At 63.3% G+C, this 15,648-nt stretch carries 14 protein-coding genes; 4 read left to right on the forward strand and 10 right to left on the reverse strand.

Features of this window, described 5'->3' with window-relative positions:
* Positions 1-21: 21 nt before the first annotated feature.
* From O3299_RS01020 to O3299_RS01055, 8 genes are all read right to left on the reverse strand, one after another.
* Positions 22-618, reverse strand: coding sequence for a hypothetical protein (locus O3299_RS01020; protein WP_305061301.1), 597 nt, complete (start codon positions 616-618; stop codon positions 22-24).
* Between the two features lie 159 nt (positions 619-777).
* Positions 778-1,086: a hypothetical protein gene (locus tag O3299_RS01025; RefSeq protein WP_305061302.1), complete on the reverse strand. Its 309-nt coding sequence runs from the start codon at positions 1,084-1,086 to the stop codon at positions 778-780.
* 104 nt (positions 1,087-1,190) lie between these two features.
* Positions 1,191-2,537: a sigma-54 dependent transcriptional regulator gene (locus O3299_RS01030; RefSeq protein WP_034758888.1), complete on the reverse strand. Its 1,347-nt coding sequence runs from the start codon at positions 2,535-2,537 to the stop codon at positions 1,191-1,193.
* Positions 2,524-4,431, reverse strand: coding sequence for an ATP-binding protein (locus tag O3299_RS01035; protein WP_099664876.1), 1,908 nt, complete (start codon positions 4,429-4,431; stop codon positions 2,524-2,526). The genes O3299_RS01030 and O3299_RS01035 overlap by 14 nt, the downstream gene beginning before the upstream one ends.
* A gap of 234 nt (positions 4,432-4,665) precedes the next feature.
* Positions 4,666-5,457 (reverse strand): ABC transporter ATP-binding protein, encoded by a 792-nt coding sequence (locus tag O3299_RS01040; protein WP_077401587.1) that lies wholly within the window; start codon positions 5,455-5,457, stop codon positions 4,666-4,668.
* An 11-nt stretch (positions 5,458-5,468) separates the two neighbouring features.
* On the reverse strand, positions 5,469-6,278 hold the full coding sequence (locus O3299_RS01045) for an ABC transporter permease (RefSeq protein ID WP_369812242.1): 810 nt from the start codon (positions 6,276-6,278) through the stop codon (positions 5,469-5,471).
* A 27-nt stretch (positions 6,279-6,305) separates the two neighbouring features.
* The gene (locus O3299_RS01050) at positions 6,306-7,307 is read right to left on the reverse strand and encodes an ABC transporter substrate-binding protein (RefSeq protein WP_099664875.1); all 1,002 of its coding nucleotides are present in this window, start codon (positions 7,305-7,307) and stop codon (positions 6,306-6,308) included.
* Positions 7,308-7,689: 382 nt separating this feature from the next.
* The gene (locus O3299_RS01055) at positions 7,690-7,926 is read right to left on the reverse strand and encodes a hypothetical protein (RefSeq protein ID WP_289911992.1); all 237 of its coding nucleotides are present in this window, start codon (positions 7,924-7,926) and stop codon (positions 7,690-7,692) included.
* A 478-nt stretch (positions 7,927-8,404) separates the two neighbouring features.
* Here O3299_RS01055 and O3299_RS01060 point away from each other — a divergent pair, with 478 nt between their 5' ends.
* Both O3299_RS01060 and O3299_RS01065 read left to right on the forward strand, forming a co-directional pair.
* Positions 8,405-8,905, forward strand: coding sequence for a winged helix-turn-helix domain-containing protein (locus O3299_RS01060; protein ID WP_010396453.1), 501 nt, complete (start codon positions 8,405-8,407; stop codon positions 8,903-8,905).
* 278 nt (positions 8,906-9,183) lie between these two features.
* On the forward strand, positions 9,184-10,056 hold the full coding sequence (locus tag O3299_RS01065; RefSeq protein ID WP_305061303.1) for a zinc-dependent peptidase: 873 nt from the start codon (positions 9,184-9,186) through the stop codon (positions 10,054-10,056).
* Positions 10,057-10,065: 9 nt separating this feature from the next.
* On the opposite strand, the gene O3299_RS01070 is transcribed toward O3299_RS01065, so the two are convergent.
* Entirely contained in the window at positions 10,066-10,755 is a 690-nt protein-coding gene (locus O3299_RS01070; RefSeq protein WP_305061304.1) for a LytTR family DNA-binding domain-containing protein, read from the reverse strand.
* On the reverse strand, positions 10,752-12,389 hold the full coding sequence (locus tag O3299_RS01075; protein ID WP_305061305.1) for a histidine kinase: 1,638 nt from the start codon (positions 12,387-12,389) through the stop codon (positions 10,752-10,754). The genes O3299_RS01070 and O3299_RS01075 overlap by 4 nt, the downstream gene beginning before the upstream one ends.
* A 173-nt stretch (positions 12,390-12,562) precedes the next feature.
* Between O3299_RS01075 and O3299_RS01080 the strand changes: the two genes are divergently transcribed.
* Both O3299_RS01080 and O3299_RS01085 read left to right on the forward strand, forming a co-directional pair.
* Positions 12,563-14,695, forward strand: a complete 2,133-nt coding sequence (locus O3299_RS01080; RefSeq protein ID WP_305061306.1) for a serine hydrolase — start codon at positions 12,563-12,565, stop codon at positions 14,693-14,695.
* Positions 14,696-14,814: 119 nt separating this feature from the next.
* Positions 14,815-15,645: a transporter substrate-binding domain-containing protein gene (locus O3299_RS01085; protein ID WP_305061307.1), complete on the forward strand. Its 831-nt coding sequence runs from the start codon at positions 14,815-14,817 to the stop codon at positions 15,643-15,645.
* The last annotated feature ends 3 nt before the right edge of the window (positions 15,646-15,648 follow it).

Here is a 15,648-nt window from a genome sequence, read left to right on the forward strand (position 1 = left end):
ATTGCGGAAAAGAAGGTGTCCTTACGGTGCGCTGATGATCTTCGTCAGCGCGATGCGGTACGCGGGCTGCACGTCGCCATCCTTGTCCAGCTTGTCCGTCATGATCGCGCCATAGCCTTGCGCGTACCACACGTATTCGCCGCTTTTACCACGGCTCTTACCGCCCACGTCGCGCAGTTCGAACTTGCAGGCGTCGGGGAAGCGGCGGCCGCCCAGTTCCAGGCGTTCCCAGCCGAGGAAGGTGATGGAGAAATCGCGTTTATCGGTGCGCGTGGAGGTGGTGATCTTGTCGGACAGGCCCGCCAGCGGGTAATGGGTGCTCGTTTGCGTGTCCGTGAACTGCACGCGCACTTCCTGGCCCGGGCGCATGTTGGCGGGGATGGCGGACTGCGGCGTGTAGACGTTCTTGCTGCGCACGGTGCCGTCTTCGTTGTAATGGATGGCGCCCGTCAGGAAGACCTGGCCGTCGCGGATATCCTGGTAGGACGTGGCCAGCAGCACGCCGCCGTCGAGGATCAGCTGCGTGCCTTTCTGTTTCTTGCCCTCGAACATCTCTTCGACGTTGACTTGCGCATCGCCATTGTTCTTGCTGAACTTGATGCCTGTCGTCAATTCCATGCATTCGCCCACTGTAGGCGCCGCCTGTACGTTCGCGGCCGCGAATACGCTGGCCGCCGCCATTCCACACCATGCTGCTTTCATTGTCATCCTGAATATATTGCAAAGGCGCGATGATAACGTGCCTTGGAGCAATGTGGCGCAGCGCTGGAGGCAGACTTAGCGGGCCGGCGCGACGGGCGTCGCTGGCGGCGCGGTGGCCGGTCCGCTGGCGGCCGGAGTATCCGGCGTGGCCACGGGCTTGCCGCGCCGCGTGCGCTTGTCCGTGCGCGTCTTGCCGGGCTTGGCGTCGTGCACCAGCTTGCCTTTGTTGTCGAGTTTGTCGGACTGGTCCGATTGCTGGCCCGGATCCCTGGCATTGTTGGTGTGGTTGCCCGTCTGGTTCACATTCGTCGTCGACTGGGCTTGCACCCAGGCGCCGCCGACGGTCATCAGGGTGGCGGCCAGCAAGAGAGCGGCGGTTTTCATGGCGGTATCCTGTGAGAAATGAGGTTGAGCCTGCATTCTCACACAGGAGTCCGCCCGCACGGGTAGGACGCCGCCTCATGGCCGTGTCGGCTATTTGCTTCAGATCAACGGAACTGTTCCGTCGAGATATCGAAGCGCTTGAGCTTGTCGTACAGGGTCTTCTTCGGGATATTCAGGCTGGCGGCCGCGTCGATGACGTTGCCATTGTGGCGGCGCAAGGCTTCTTCGATGATGGAAATTTCGAAGGTGTCCACTTGTTCGGCCAAGGATGCTTCGCGGCAGCCTGCCGGGCTCAGGGTGTCGTCGAGCAGGCCCAGCACGAAGCGGTCGGCCACATTGTGCAGCTCGCGCACATTGCCGGCCCAGCGCTGCGCCATCAGCGAGGCGATCAGTTCGCCGCTGACGAGGGCGGCCGGCTGGCCGTAGCGCAAGGCCGCCTGCAGCACGAAAAATTCGAACAGCAGCGGGATATCTTCGCGCCGGTTGCGCAGGGCGGGCAAGGTCAGGCTGGCCACGTTCAGGCGGTAATACAGGTCGGGCCGGAATTTCCCTTGTTCGGCCAGCACATTCAAGTCTTCCTTGGCGGCGGCGATGACGCGGAAATTGACGGAAATCAATTTGTTGGAGCCGAGCCGTTCCACTTGCCGTTCCTGCAGCACGCGCAGCAGCTTGACTTGCAGGGCCAGCGGCATGCTTTCGATTTCGTCTAAAAACAAAGTGCCGCCGTTGGCGTACTCGATCTTGCCGATGCGCTGGCGCTGCGCGCCCGTGAATGCCCCTTCTTCGTGGCCGAACAGTTCCGATTCGAAGATCGATTCGGGCAGGGCGCCGCAGTTGATGGCCACGAACGGGTGGTCGCGCCGCTCGCTGAAATCGTGCAGGCAGCGGGCGATGAGTTCCTTGCCGGTCCCCGTTTCGCCGAGGATGATGATGTCGGCCGATTTCGGCGCCAGGTTCAGCACCAGCTGGCGCACCTTGGCCATGGCCGCGCTGCGGCCCACGATGCGCGCCTCGATGCCGACCCGCTGCTCGAGCTGGCGGCGCAAGTTCATGTTTTCCAGCACCAGATGGCGTTTATCCAGGGCGCGGCGGCACACTTCCACCAGCAAGTCGGCGGAAAACGGTTTTTCGATGAAATCGTAGGCGCCACGGCGCATGGCGCCCACGGCCATCGACACGTCGCCGTGGCCCGTGACGAGGATGACGGGCAGGCTGGCATCCTGCGCCACGGCGATATCGAGCAGTTTCAAGCCATCCATGCCGGGCAGTTTGATATCGCTCAATAAAATGCCCGCAAATTCCGGCACCAGGTAGGGCAGCGCTTCCTCGGCCGTGGCGACGGCCGTCACTTGCAAGCCCGCCAGTTCCAGCGATTGCCGCGCGCCCTTGCGCACGACGGCGTCGTCTTCCACCAGCAGCACTTGCATGCCTTCAAAATTATTCTCGTGCATCGGGTGTTTCCTCTGTCTCTTTATTCTTTTCCCCCGGGGCGCAGCTCAGGGTGATGGTAAATTGCGCGCCGCCCCCTTCCTGCGCGCTGCGGTTGCGCACGGCCAATGCGCTGCCGGCCGCGCGCAGTATGCCAGCGCTGATCGACAATCCCAAGCCCAGCCCGTGTTCCTTGGTGGTATAGAAGGGGTCAAAGATCTTGTCCAGCGAAGCGAGCGGGATGCCGGGGCCATTATCGGTGATATGCAGCACGGCGAGGTCGCCTTCGCGGCGCACCTGGAACCAGATTTGCACGGGCTCGTTTTCCGGCACGGCATCCATGGCGTTCGTGATCAGATTGGTAAACACCTGTTCCAGGCCGATGGCGTTGCACAGCACGATGATGTCGTCCTCCAGCCAGCTTTCATGCAGGGTCAGGCGCTGCGAATGCTTGCGCGTGCGGATTTGCAGCATGGTTTGCGCAAACGCCTGGCGCACGCTGACGGGTTTGCGGGCATCGTCGCTGCGCCGCGCAAAGCCTTTCAGTTGCGACGTCACATAGCCGAGACGCTTGACGAGGTCGGAAATGGTCGACAGGTTGTCGAGCGCATCGTCGATGCGCCCGCGCGCCAGGAACACCTTGGCATTGTCGGAAAACGTCTGCAGGGCGGCCAGCGGCTGGTTCAGCTCGTGCGTGACGCCGGCCGCCATCTGGCCGATGGCCGCCAGCTTGCCGCTTTGCACCAATTCCGCCTGGGCATAGCGCAGGGTCTGCTCCGCCCGCTCGCGCTCGGCCACTTCCGCCTGCAGGCGGCCATTCGCATGCACGAGGTCGGCCGTGCGCTGCTCGACCTTGATTTCCAGCTGTTCATAGGCGCGCGCCAGCGTCTGTTGCGCATTGAGCTTGTCGGCGATGCGGCGCCGGCGCTGGCGCGCATACATCAGGGCCAGCAGCAGCAGCGCCCAGCCCAGCGCGGCGGCGATGGCCGCGTTGCGCGCCGCCTCGTCGACCTGGTCGAGCTCGGCCAGCACGGTGATTTGCCATTGCAGCGGGCCCAGCGCGCGGTTCACGGCCAGATAGTCGGCGCTGCCGGACAGGGCGGGCGTATCGCCCGTCTGCGGACGTTCCAGCGTCATCACGCTGGCGCCGTCGGCAAACTGGCGCCGCAACCGGTGCGGCAAGATGGGCAGATTTTCCTGCAGGAACTGGCGCTGCGCGCTGATATCGTTCTTCGCGGCCGGCGACAGGGGCGCCAGGGTCTTGAACTTGAAGGCGGGCGTGGTAGCCAGGATCAGCACGCCATTTGCATCCTTGACCCAGATCTGTTCACCGGCGCCGGGCGTGCGCCACGATTGCTCGATCCAGTCCAGGTTGACCTTGGCGGCGACGATGCCGATGATGCGCCCGTTGCGCTGCACGGGTTGCGAAATGAAATAGCCGGCCTCGAAGGTGGAAGCGCCGATGCCGTAGAAGCGGCCGATGCCGCCCGCAATCGCATCCTTGAAGTAGGGCCGGAAACCGTAGTTGACGCCCACATACGAGCTGCGGTCTTGCCAGTTGCTCGACGCCAGGGTCGTGCCCTTGTCGTCGAGCACGTAGACGGCAAAGGCGCCCGCGCGGCGGTTCATGTCGACCAGGTAGGCGTTGATCTGTGTGACCTTGTCGGCGCTGGGCTGTTCCAGCAATTGCGCCACGGCATCGCTCTGGGCCACGGCCAGGGGCAGGAATTCGTACTTGTTGAGGGCGCCGCCGATGGACGCCGCATACAGTTCCGCGCGTGAATCGAGGGTGCGGTGCAATTCATCGAGCTGGCGCTGCTTGACCCAGGCATACGACGCCCACGTCAGCACGACCAGCGATCCCACGGCCAGCAGGGGGCCGAGCGCGGGTCTCAGGGTCCATTTGCCGAATGCCATGGTGCTCCGTGTGTCGGGTTAAGCTTGCGTGTGCCGCAAAGAAGGAATGGTAGTGTACGGCGGGATTCACCCGAATGGGTGAATCCTGATTTACGACTGACATGCAAAGTTGCAGTGTCTGACAAAACCGTAGCGAGCGGAAGGGAGAGGTGGCCGAGAAGCGGAACCGTACTCTAGTACGGTGAGCATCGCAGGCCGCCTATACCGACGCGCAGTAGGTTTGGTCAGACACCACTAATCTGCTGTGCTGGCCATGGTCTCGGCGTTATGGTGCCTTTGCTGCTCTTCCATCACCATCTCGCCCAGCATGCGCTTGAGGCGGTTGAACTCCGGGTCGCTCGGGTCGCGCGGGCGGGGCAGTTCGATGGCCACGTCGCGCTTGATGGTGCCGGGACGGTAGGTCATGACGATGGTGCGGTCGGCCAGGTAGATCGATTCCTCGATCGAGTGCGTGACGAACACGATGGTGGTGCCGAAGACTTTCCAGATTTTCAGCAATTCATCCTGCAGGTTGCGCCGCGTCAAGGCGTCCAGCGCACCGAACGGTTCATCCATCAGCATGATGGGCGAATCGAGGGCCAGCACGCGGGCAATCGCCACGCGCTGGCGCATGCCGCCCGACAAGTCTTTCGGGTAGCGGGCACGGAATTCCGTCAAGCCCAGCATGCTCAGCAGCATGTCGACCCGTTCCTTGATTTCGGCCGGCGTCTTGCCGGCGATTTCCAGGCCGAAAGCAATATTGCTCTCGATGGTCATCCACGGGAACAGCGCATATTCCTGGAACACCATGCCGCGGTCGGGACCGGGTTCGGTGATCAGCTTGCCGCCGGCCAGGATCTGGCCGGACGTCGGCTGCGAAAAGCCGGCGATGGCGTTGAGCAGGGTCGACTTGCCGCAGCCGGAAGGTCCCAGCAGGCAGATGAACTCGCCGCTGGCGATTTCCAGGTTGATATCCTTCAGGGCGATGACGTCCGCGCCGCCCGTGGTGAAGATTTTATTGACTGCATTGATATTGATCGTGGTCATGGCCGTTCCTCTCAGTGTTCCAGGCCGCGGTGCCACTGCAGCAAATGATTATTCAGGGCGTTCATGGCCATGTCGATGGCCAGGCCGAACAGGCCGATGGTGAACATGCCGGCGATAATCTTGTCAGACCAGAAATATTCGCGCGCTTCCAGGATGCGGAAACCGAGGCCGCTATTGACGGCGATCATTTCCGCCACGATCACGACGATGAAGGCCGTGCCCATGCCGATGCGCGCGCCCGCCAGGATGTAGGGCGTGGCGGCCGGCAGGATGACGCGGCGGAACATGGTCATCTGGCTGGCGCCCAGGTTGCGCGCGGCGCGGATGTAGATGCCGTCGACCTGGCGCACGCCGGCGATGGTATTCATCAGCACGGGGAAGAAGGAGCCGATGCTGATCAGGAAGAAGGCGGGCGGGTTGCCCAGGCCGAACCACAAAATGGCCAGCGGAATGTAGGCGATGGGCGGAATCGGGCGCAGCACCTGCACCAGCGGGTCGAACAGTTTATAGATGGTCTTGTTGGTGCCCATCAGCAAGCCCAGCGGCAAGGCCAGGCCCGCGCCGATGGCGAAGCCGCCCAGCACGCGCGACAGGCTGGCCCAGGCGTCGTGCGGCAGTTCGCCGGAGAACATCCACACGAGGTAATTGCCCGTTTCGGGCGTGTAGGCTTCCATCGGCACCAGGTATTCATACCATTTCACCAGTACGGCCACGGGCGAGGGCAGGATTTGCGGGTTGATCCAGCCGAACGTCGACATGGCTTGCCACAGCAGCAGCACGGCCACGGGCACGGCGGCACCGTGCGCGAAGCGTTTCATCATTTGAATATTCATCGTGATACTTTCAGATTAGCGTGGTGCGTAGGATTTCTTGGCTTTTTCCAGCAGGTCCAGCTTGACCCAATCCTGTGCCGCAGGCGGTTTGGCCATGCGGCCCACGCCGAATTTCACCATGTAATCGGTGGTCAGCTGCACGTGGCTTTGCGTGATGTCTTCCGTGAAGATGGCGTTGTCGATGGCGTCGCGGTAATCCTCGGTCGTGATCTGGTTCTTGAACATCGATTCGCGCACGTATTTTTCCGCCAGTTTCGGGTCGGCCAGGAAGGCGCGCGTGGCGGCGACGAAGCAATCCATGAAGCGCTGGGCCACGGCAGGTTTCTCTTTGTACATCTTTTCCGTCATCACGAGGGCGCGCACGGGTTCGCCCAGCGGCGTGTCGTAAGGCTTGATGATGGCCGCGCCGTATTTCTTGTGGATGGCCTGGGTCGAGTACGGCTCGGACTGGCTCATGACGTCGATATCCTTGGTCAGCAGCGCCTGATTCAAGTCCGGGTAGCCCATGTACAGGATCTGCACGTCCTTGCCCGGCTTGTCGGACCAGGTCAGCTTGGCCTTGGTCAATTCGGCAAACAGCAGGATTTCCTGCGGGCCGCCGCGCGTGACGCCGACTTTCTTGCCTTTCAGGTCGGCGATGCCCTTGATGTTCAGGTCGGGACGGCCGACGATCTGCACGCCGCCCTTGGCGAAGCCGCCCACCAGGTACACGGGCAAGCCCGTGGCGCGGCCCGTGATGGCCGCTTCCAGCGCGCTGGCGGACACGTCGATTTCACCGGCGATCATGGCCGGCACGATGTCGAGGCCCTTGGCGAAGATGCGCTCTTCAATTTTCAAGTCGTATTTGGGCGCGATTTCCTTCATGTAGGCGACGGCGCCGTAATGGGCGAATTTCAGGTTGCCCAGGCGGACCAGGTCGGCTGCATGGACGGCCAGCGGGAATTGCGCGGCCAGTGCGACGGCGACGGTCAGTGCCTTGGTGTTCAGGAAGGACGAGATGCGGAAGGTGCGTGCCATGCTGTTGTCTCCAAAAGGTAGATGGTTTTATATAGTGGGTCGGGCTGCCGCTCTGACGGCGGTTATGAAAATATAAAAGCATCTTCCGTGCCAGTGGAGCGCATTTTGACGTTTATTGCAAGTGATTGTTTATAAAGGTTTAATTTGAATCTAGTGAAAATGGGAAATGGCGAGATTCCGTCTTTCCGCACGACGAGGGGAAAGGCTGTGCGGATTGCCGCATTTTCGGAGCCGCATGCCGGTGAACCTTCAGGGCGTGGCCGACTCCAATCGTAAAAAAACGCGTTGCAAACAGGCTGGCAACGCGTAACTCCCCCGTGGAGTAGGGGTGGCGCCGCGCGGGCGCCCGTCTGAGGCCGTGTGCCGGCCTCGACTGTAGGCTTTACTTCGGCGCCGTGGCCGGCGGCAGGGCGGGCGCGGTGGCGGGATCGGTCAGCGGCGCAGGCGGCGTCGTGCTGCCGGCACCCGCTTCCGGCATGGCTGGCGCGACGGGGGCAGGCATCACTTGTGGGGTGGAAGCGGGATTGGGCGCCGTTTCGGGCAGGGGCGGCTCGGCCGGTTTTTTACAGGCGGACAGGGTGACGAGCAAGGCGGCGGCCAACAGGGCGGGCATTTTCATGATATTTCCTTTGCAAGAGTCGAAGATTCGCGATGCGGGCGGCAGGCGCCGCGCGCGAAGCTTGAATTTATTGCAATGGCGTTTCCGCTTCTGTTCGCTATTTCACTTTGCGCCACGAATGGCGGCACAGGGTCATCCTGCCGGTTTTTAGATGTCTTTTTTAGATGCCACGAGAGAAAGAATTCAATAGGGCAATATTTTTCACTTTCTTGCTTCTAATGTTCGTTAACGCACAGACCGCAGCCGCCGACACGGGCATTCTGTGCCCAGACGCTCAGGATTCGTGGTGTTCTGGTATAAAAATTGCCAAGAACTTAACAATCCGGGCTACCGGCAATCGTTTAAAAGGAGTATTCAAATGCATGCAATGACTCAGTCTCACGTGAAGAGCGAATTAAAGGCAGCGCACCAGGAACTTCGTAGCCCCGAAAAAGGCTCGCAAATGGTAGAACGCGCAGCACCTATCCCCCCGGAACGCATGAATCCCATTTCCATGGCACCGATCGAGCGCGTGCGTTCGACGTCGGCCACCCTGCGCCGCATCGAAAACATGCAAAAGCTGATCGGCGAATTGTCGCTGCACGAGATGCTGGCCGACGAAATCGCCTGGTTCCTCAAGTTTTCGCCATCGGGCGCCCGCAAATACATCCGCGACCTGCGCGAAGCGGGCGTGATCGAACTGGCCCGTTACATCGAAGGCACCGCCACCTACCTGGGCAAGGCAGTGTACCAGCTGACGCCAGACCCTGAGCGCGTGCGCGCCTTCCTGGCCGCCATCGTCCAGCCAAAACGCGAAGGCGCGCCACCGCGCAAGGACCGTCCAGGCTTGCGCGAGCAAAGCATGGCAGGCAGCGGCCGTCACTTCCACATCCTGGCCGATGACACGCATTACGCCATCCGCGTCAACCGTGGTCCCGTGACGCGCGATCCGCTGGTGGCAGCCCTGTTTGGTGCGCCACAGCAAAAGGCTGCCGAGTAATACGGCGCTTGAACGGCCGCCTGGCGGCTGGCGGGCGTCGCTTGTGGTTCGTATTATCAGACGCATGTCGAAAGCCGGGTTGCGACCCGGCTTTTGGCGTTGTGCCGAACCATCCGAGGTGAGTCGATTGAACGTGGTCTGATTGAAAAGACTGCAAGCATCCCCATGTGGGCTGGACTGCTGCCCGCGCCGTGCGGGTTCACTTGAAGGAGCTTGTCCTTGTCTGCCTACGCCGTGTTCTCCCGCATCGCTCCCATTGTCCTGAAACGGGCCGTCGCATGAACCCGCTGCTGTGGATCGCCCTCGTCACGGTGGCCATCGTCTTTTCGCTGTGGTTCCCCCGCTGGCGTTTGAAGCGGGCCCTGGCCAGGCCCTTGCCGGCCGCAGGCCTGGCCGTGCTGGAAAACAATATCCCCGTCTATCAGCATATGCCGGCGCCGCTGCAGGAGCAGTTGCGCCGCCTCGTCGTGCAATTCCTGTATCAAAAGAAATTCGTCGGTTGCGGCGGCCTGGAAATCACGGACGAGATGCGCTACACCATCGCCGGCCAGGCTTGCTTGCTGCTGCTGAACCGCCAGACGCAGGTGTACCCTGAACTCGACACCATCCTCGTGTATCCCACGGAATTCATCGTCACGCGCAATGAAGTGGGGCCGGGCGGCGTGGTGACGCCGTCGGCGAATGGCTTGCTGGGCGAATCCTGGGGCGATGGCCGCGTGGTGCTGGCCTGGGACCACGTGCAGCGGGGCGCGGCCGACTGGAGCGACGGCCACAATGTCGTGCTGCATGAATTCGCCCACCAGCTCGACAGTGAGTCAGGTGCCGCGAATGGCGCGCCGTATTTGCCCAGCGTGTCGAGCTACCGCAGCTGGGCCACCGTGCTGTCGCGCGACTTCGACAACCTGCGCCACGACGCCATGGTCCAGCAGCAAAGCGTGATGGACCATTACGGCGCCACCAATCCCGCCGAATTCTTTGCCGTGGCCACGGAAACCTTCTTTGAAAAGCCGTACCAGATGGCGGAACACCATGAAGAACTGTATGCGCAATTCTTGCAGTACTACAAGGTCGACCCGCGCGACTGGATGGCGCCGCCCGTGGAACCCGAACACATGACCTCGCCATTCCCCAATTACGCACCGCACGGGTAAGCGGGGACGTCAGCCCAGCAACCGCTGTTTCAGCGCGGGATAGCTGCTGCGCGACACGGGGATGCCCGTGCTCGTCTGCGTGTCGAGCGCGTATTTGCCGCCCGCGCCGATCTGCAGCCGCTTGAAACCCAGGCTGTTGACGATGTAGGAGCGGTGCACGCGCAGGAAGTGGGGCGGCAGCAGGGCCATGAGCTTGTCGATAGGCAAGTCGTGAAAGCATTGCTCGCCGCTGCACAGCACGATATTGCTGTAGTGGCCATCGGCTTGCACGTGGTCGATGTCGGCCATGGCGATCCATTCCAGCGCCCCCCGTTTCTTGACGGCCAGCGAGGCCGCTTCCGTGTGCCGCCCCGTATAGCGTTGCAGCGCCTTGTGCAGGCGTTCGCGGCTGAAGGGCTTGGCGACGAAATCGAGCACGCCGAATTCGAAGGCCGTGATCGAACGTTCCGCGTGGGCCGAGACGATGATGGTCTGGAAGCGCGCATCGGCGGCCAGGCGCAGCAAATCATAGCCGTCCGCGCCGTGCAGGTGCAAATCCAGCAGCAGCAAGTCGATCTGCTCCTGCGCCAGGGCGGCCAGCGCTTGCGGCACATTGTCATGCAGTACGAGATTGCTGAGGCGCGCGCCGAAATGCGCGCGCACTTCGCGTTCGAGGCCTTGCGCGATCAGCGGTTCATCTTCCAGTATCAACACATTCATGGCGCCGCCGGCAAGGTAAAGGTGAGGCGCCAGCCTGCCGGATGCTGTGCGCAGGCATAGGTGGCCGCATCGCCGAACACGGCATGCAGGCTGGCGCGGATGTACTGTTCGCCCACGCCGCTGCCCGCATGGGCGCGCGCCTCGCCTTCGGGCAGCAGCAAGGTAAGTATTTGCGTTTGCGCATGTTGTGCGATGCGCAGGATAAAGGCCGCGCCGTGGCGGTAGCGGTTGTGGCTGAACGCATTTTCCAGCGCCGTCAGCAACAGGGCGGGCGGCACGGTGATGCCCGCCGCCTCGCCGTCGAGCTGCAAATGGCACGGCTGCTGCAGCCGCGTGCCCATGATGCTCAGGTAATTCTCGCACAGGGCCAGTTCCTGCGTCAGGGCAATGCTGGGCTGCTGGGCAAACTCGTTGAGCATGCGCAATTCGGCCCCCAGCGCCTCGATGAAGGTTTCGGCCGCCTGCGGCGATTGCGCGTTGAGTTCGCTGATCAAGCTGAGGGAATTCATCAGGAAGTGCGGTTGCATGCTTTTGCGCAAGAGCTGGTTTTCCAGCTGCTGGGCGCGCGCCGCCTTGCTGCGTTCGCGCAATAGCTGCGCCAGCAATTGCGCGCATACAGGCAGCAGCAGGAAGCACACGACGAGGGCGAAGCCGCCTTCGGCAAACTGGCTGCCCGTCAGCAGGAACAGGATGCACGACGCCAGCGCGATCAAGGTGCCGCCGCGGCTGCCCGGCAGGCGGCGCCACAGGGCGACCAGGTTGAGCGCCAAGCTCGCCGCCAGGCCCGTCAGAAACATCAGCCAGCAGCGCGCGTCGAAATGCGTGGGCAGCGCGCCGGCCAGCGCGATGCCCGCCAGCAGCACCGCCGCCGCCAGCGGCCAGCGGGGCAGGCGGTAAGCCGTATAAAAATACAGGGGCAGCAAGGCGGAAAACAGCCAGGTCAGGGCGCTGACGGCGTACAGGCGCGGCATGTGCGAGGGATAGGCATAGCCGGCAAAGCTGCGCCACAGTTCCGCCACCAGCAGCAGCGCCGCCGCCAGGCAAAGCGCCGCAAACATGGCCCAGTGCCGCTGCCGCTGGTACAGTACCGTCAAGGCGAGAAACAGCAGGGCGACGGCGCCCAGCGCCCCGGCCAGCAGCAGTGGCGGCAACCGGTACCAGGCCAGCGCCGCGCGGTAATCTTGCCGGTCGACCAGGTACAGCGCATAGAATGGCGATGCCAGGTGGGCCGGCACCTGCTGCGTCGACAGCAGCAGGCGCAGGTGGTGCGTGCCCATGGCCAATTGCTGCGGCCTCAGGTGGAGCGCGAAATCGACGTCGCCCGCGCGTTCCCCGCTGGCCTGGCGGGCCGGCTGGCCATTGCTGCCGATCAAGACCCCATCGAGCCACAGCTCGCTGGCAGCCAGCGCCGACAGCACCAGCAATTGCGTCGACGACGGCGTGGCGGGCAGGGCGACATCGCGCTCGACGCACAGCAGCTGGCCCGGCCGGACCAGCTGCTGCAGCGAGGCGGGCGCGGAAGCCGTGTTGCCGCAGGTGCGCCAGCCGTTGTCCAGCGAGAGCGGATGCATGGCGCAGGCGAACGAGGGCAAGGCCAGGCAGCACAGCAACAGGTAGCGGAAGAGGGAGGGCATGGCGGGCATTGTAGCTGCTCATGTGCTACTTCTTTGCAACATTTTCATCGACGCCGGTGCCGTTCGTGCGGGCCACGTGCATTTCGTGCACGGCCCGCCAACGGCGTGTGAAAGACACTTACCATGCATCAGCGCCGTGCTGTGCACACGGCCCTCACCATGGAATCATGACTATGCAAAGCAGCAAATACTACGGTTTCGCCGGCGCGCTGGCGCTGTTCTGCGGCGTGGCGCAGGCCGCCTCCGCCCCTTCCTCTGTTTCACCCGCTGCTCCTTCCGCCGCGCTGGCAGCGCGCCTGGCCGATTTCGACGGCTGGGCGGCCCGGCGCATGGGCGCGGAGCGCATCCCGGGCGTCACCGTCGGTTTCAGCCAGGGCGACGTGGAATGGGTAAAAGGCTATGGCTATGCGGACCTGGAAAACCGCGTGCCGGCCACGGCCCAGTCCAGTTACCGGCTGGCGTCCGTCACCAAGCCCATGACGGCGGTGGCCATTTTGCAACTGGTCGAACAGGGCAAGATCGACCTGGATGCGCCCGTGCAAACCTATGTGCCGTATTTCCCCGTCAAGCCGTTTCCCGTGACGGTGCGCCAGCTGCTGGGCCACCTGGGCGGCATCGACGCCTACCGCGACAGCAGGGTGGAACAGCATTTCAAGGAGCACAAGGATACGCGCCAGTCCATCGCCGTCTTCGAACAGTTCGACCTGATCGCCGAACCGGGCACGCGCTTCCGCTATACCAGCTATGGCTACAACTTGCTGGGCGCCGTCATCGAGGCCGCCTCGGGCGAGAGCTATGGCGGCTACATGCGGCGCCACGTGTGGGGGCCGCTGGGCATGGACGCCACCGTGATGGACGACCCGGACGCCGTGATCGCCCACCGCGTGCGCGGCTACCGGCTGGCCGGCAAGGAGTTGAAGAATTCGGAATTCGTCGACATCAGCAGCCGCTTTTCGGCCGGCGGCACGCGCGCCAGCGTGCCTGACATGCTGGCCTTCGGCCGGGGCGTTCACGCAGGCAAGATCCTGTCGGCGGCCAGCGTGGCCGCCATGGTGCAGCCGATGGCCACGCGCGCGGGCCGCTTGACGAATTACGGCATGGGCTGGGAAATCTTGCCGACGGGCGGGCGCTACGCCATCGCCCACGGCGGCCAGCAGCCGGAAACCGTCACCTACCTGTACAGCTTTCCTTCGCGCAAGCTCACCATCGCCGTCGCCGCCAATCTCGAGCGCGTCAATCCCGAAGCCTTCGTGCAGCGCCTGTTCGAAGTGGTCACGGGCGAACCGTGGCAGCTGAACACGTATATCGCCGACGCGGGCGCGCAGCGCGCCTACCAGGTGGCGCAAGGCCTGTTCGAAGAGGGACGCGCCTATGCCGAACGCACGCAGGAAGCGTATGCCGATGCGTCCGCCACGCGCGCAGCCTTCACGCACATCAACCGGCAAGCGCTGGCGCCCGACGCCCAGGCGGCGCGCGCCTACATCGAGGCGGCCCGCCATCCCGCGGGCGGCCGCGTGTTTCTCGCGGCCGGCGCCAGCATGGCCGGGGCCTTGCGCGAATCTGGCGTCGACCTGAATACCTACTCGCGCGGCGGCGCGCTGGCGTTTGCGCGCGACTATATCCGCTTGTCGCAAGATGCAAAGGCCGGCACCGTGCCCCGTTTCGACCCTGCCTTCGAGCAAGCCATCGTGGCCCTGGCCGCCAGCTGGGACCGCACGGCCGCCATCGCCTGGCCGGCCGCGCCCGCCTCGGCATCCATCGCCGCCCTGGATAGCCGGTTGCGCACGGCCTTCCGCGGCCAGCGCGCCTATCCCGATTTCGTGCCCGAGCTGCTTGATCTGGCGCAAGCGTCGGCCGCGCGCGGCGAGGTGGATTCGGCGCTGGCGGCCAGCCGCCTGGCCGTGGAACTGTATCCGCTCAGCGACCGCGCGCATGCGCTGCACGGCTTGACCTTGTTGCGCGCCGGCAAGACGGAACCCGCCCTTGCAGCCCTGCGCCTGGCGCTGGCCCGCGACCCGCTGGGCGCGGCCAGTCCGGCGGCGCTGAACCTGGAAGCCTACCGTTTGAAAGGTAGCGGCGCCGTGGCGCAAGGCATGGCCGTGCTGCAGGCGGCCGTCAGCCTGCATCCGCGCGACGCAAATCTGCAGGACAGCCTGGCCGAGTTTTATGTGGAGCAAGGCTTGCGCCCGCAGGCGGTGGCCGCCTATCGCCAGGCGCTGCAGCTCGACCCCCGCTATCCGGGCGCCGTGGGAGCCAGGGCGGCGATCATCCGACTCGGCGGCGAGACGAAGGCGCTGGCGCCTTAGTTGATGTCTTCGTTGATGCCTTAGATGAATTCTTCATAAGCAAGGGTGAAAAGATTCCTTTTTGGAAATAAGAGCGCTGCGGTCTAATGGCGGCATTCATTGTCCACCAGAGGAATTTCATGCAGACCCGCCTACACTTCGCCGCGCTTCTTTTCACCTCCATCGCCTTCACGCAGGTGGCGCAAGCGGACCAGCTGGCCGCCATCAAGGCGAAGGGCGAGCTGGTCTGCGGCACCCTGGGCACGGACGAGCCGAACAGTTTCATCGACGCCAAGTCGCGCCAGCTGGTCGGCTATGAAGTGGACCTGTGCCGCGCCATCGCCCAGGGCCTGGGCGTCAAGCCGGTGATCAAGCAGCTGGCCGTGGCTGCCCGCATTCCCGAACTGCAGCAGGGCCGCATCGATATCCTGACGGCATCCTTGACGCACAACAAGGAACGCGAAGCGCTGGTGGATTTTTCCCTGTCCACGTTTTACACGGGCCAGCGCGTGCTGGTGAAAAAAAGCAGCAATATCACGACGGTCGCTGGCCTGGCCGGCAAGAAAGTGCTGACCGTCAAGGGCGGCACGCAGGAACCGAATATCCGCAAGGCCGTGCCCGGCGTGGACGTGGTGACGTTCGAGACGGCGGGCCAGGCCTATCTGGGCTTGCAGCAAGGCAAGGGCGTCGGCTATGTCGACGATGAAGTATCCCTGCTCAACAATTACGCCAAACTGGGCGCTGCGCAAAAGGATTACATTGTGCTGCCGCAAAACATCAGCCAGGAAGTGTTTGCCTTCGGCATCCGCAAGGGCGAGACGGGCGTGAAAACCGCCGTCGACAAGGTGTTGCGGGAACTGGAAAAGTCGGGCGAGGCAGAAAAACTGTTCTTCAAATGGTATGGCCCGACGAGCAATGTGAAGTTCCAGAAACGTACCTTCAGAATTGAATCGGACAAGATCGACGCCTGAACC

Source organism: Janthinobacterium sp. SUN176, assembly GCF_030587335.1.
Classification (GTDB): domain Bacteria; phylum Pseudomonadota; class Gammaproteobacteria; order Burkholderiales; family Burkholderiaceae_D; genus Janthinobacterium; species Janthinobacterium kumbetense.

What these genes read in the sequence shown, in the direction of transcription:
- O3299_RS01085 (WP_305061307.1), top strand. Translation starts at nt 14,815, where the DNA reads ATGCAGACCCGCCTACACTTCGCCGCGCTTCTTTTCACCTCCATCGCC.
- O3299_RS01070 (WP_305061304.1), bottom strand. Translation starts at nt 10,755, where the DNA reads ATGAATGTGTTGATACTGGAAGATGAACCGCTGATCGCGCAAGGCCTC.
- O3299_RS01045 (WP_369812242.1), bottom strand. Translation starts at nt 6,278, where the DNA reads ATGATGAAACGCTTCGCGCACGGTGCCGCCGTGCCCGTGGCCGTGCTG.
- O3299_RS01040 (WP_077401587.1), bottom strand. Translation starts at nt 5,457, where the DNA reads ATGACCACGATCAATATCAATGCAGTCAATAAAATCTTCACCACGGGC.
- O3299_RS01065 (WP_305061303.1), top strand. Translation starts at nt 9,184, where the DNA reads ATGAACCCGCTGCTGTGGATCGCCCTCGTCACGGTGGCCATCGTCTTT.
- O3299_RS01080 (WP_305061306.1), top strand. Translation starts at nt 12,563, where the DNA reads ATGCAAAGCAGCAAATACTACGGTTTCGCCGGCGCGCTGGCGCTGTTC.
- O3299_RS01020 (WP_305061301.1), bottom strand. Translation starts at nt 618, where the DNA reads ATGGAATTGACGACAGGCATCAAGTTCAGCAAGAACAATGGCGATGCG.
- O3299_RS01030 (WP_034758888.1), bottom strand. Translation starts at nt 2,537, where the DNA reads ATGCACGAGAATAATTTTGAAGGCATGCAAGTGCTGCTGGTGGAAGAC.
- O3299_RS01060 (WP_010396453.1), top strand. Translation starts at nt 8,405, where the DNA reads ATGAATCCCATTTCCATGGCACCGATCGAGCGCGTGCGTTCGACGTCG.
- O3299_RS01035 (WP_099664876.1), bottom strand. Translation starts at nt 4,431, where the DNA reads ATGGCATTCGGCAAATGGACCCTGAGACCCGCGCTCGGCCCCCTGCTG.
- O3299_RS01050 (WP_099664875.1), bottom strand. Translation starts at nt 7,307, where the DNA reads ATGGCACGCACCTTCCGCATCTCGTCCTTCCTGAACACCAAGGCACTG.
- O3299_RS01055 (WP_289911992.1), bottom strand. Translation starts at nt 7,926, where the DNA reads ATGAAAATGCCCGCCCTGTTGGCCGCCGCCTTGCTCGTCACCCTGTCC.
- O3299_RS01075 (WP_305061305.1), bottom strand. Translation starts at nt 12,389, where the DNA reads ATGCCCTCCCTCTTCCGCTACCTGTTGCTGTGCTGCCTGGCCTTGCCC.
- O3299_RS01025 (WP_305061302.1), bottom strand. Translation starts at nt 1,086, where the DNA reads ATGAAAACCGCCGCTCTCTTGCTGGCCGCCACCCTGATGACCGTCGGC.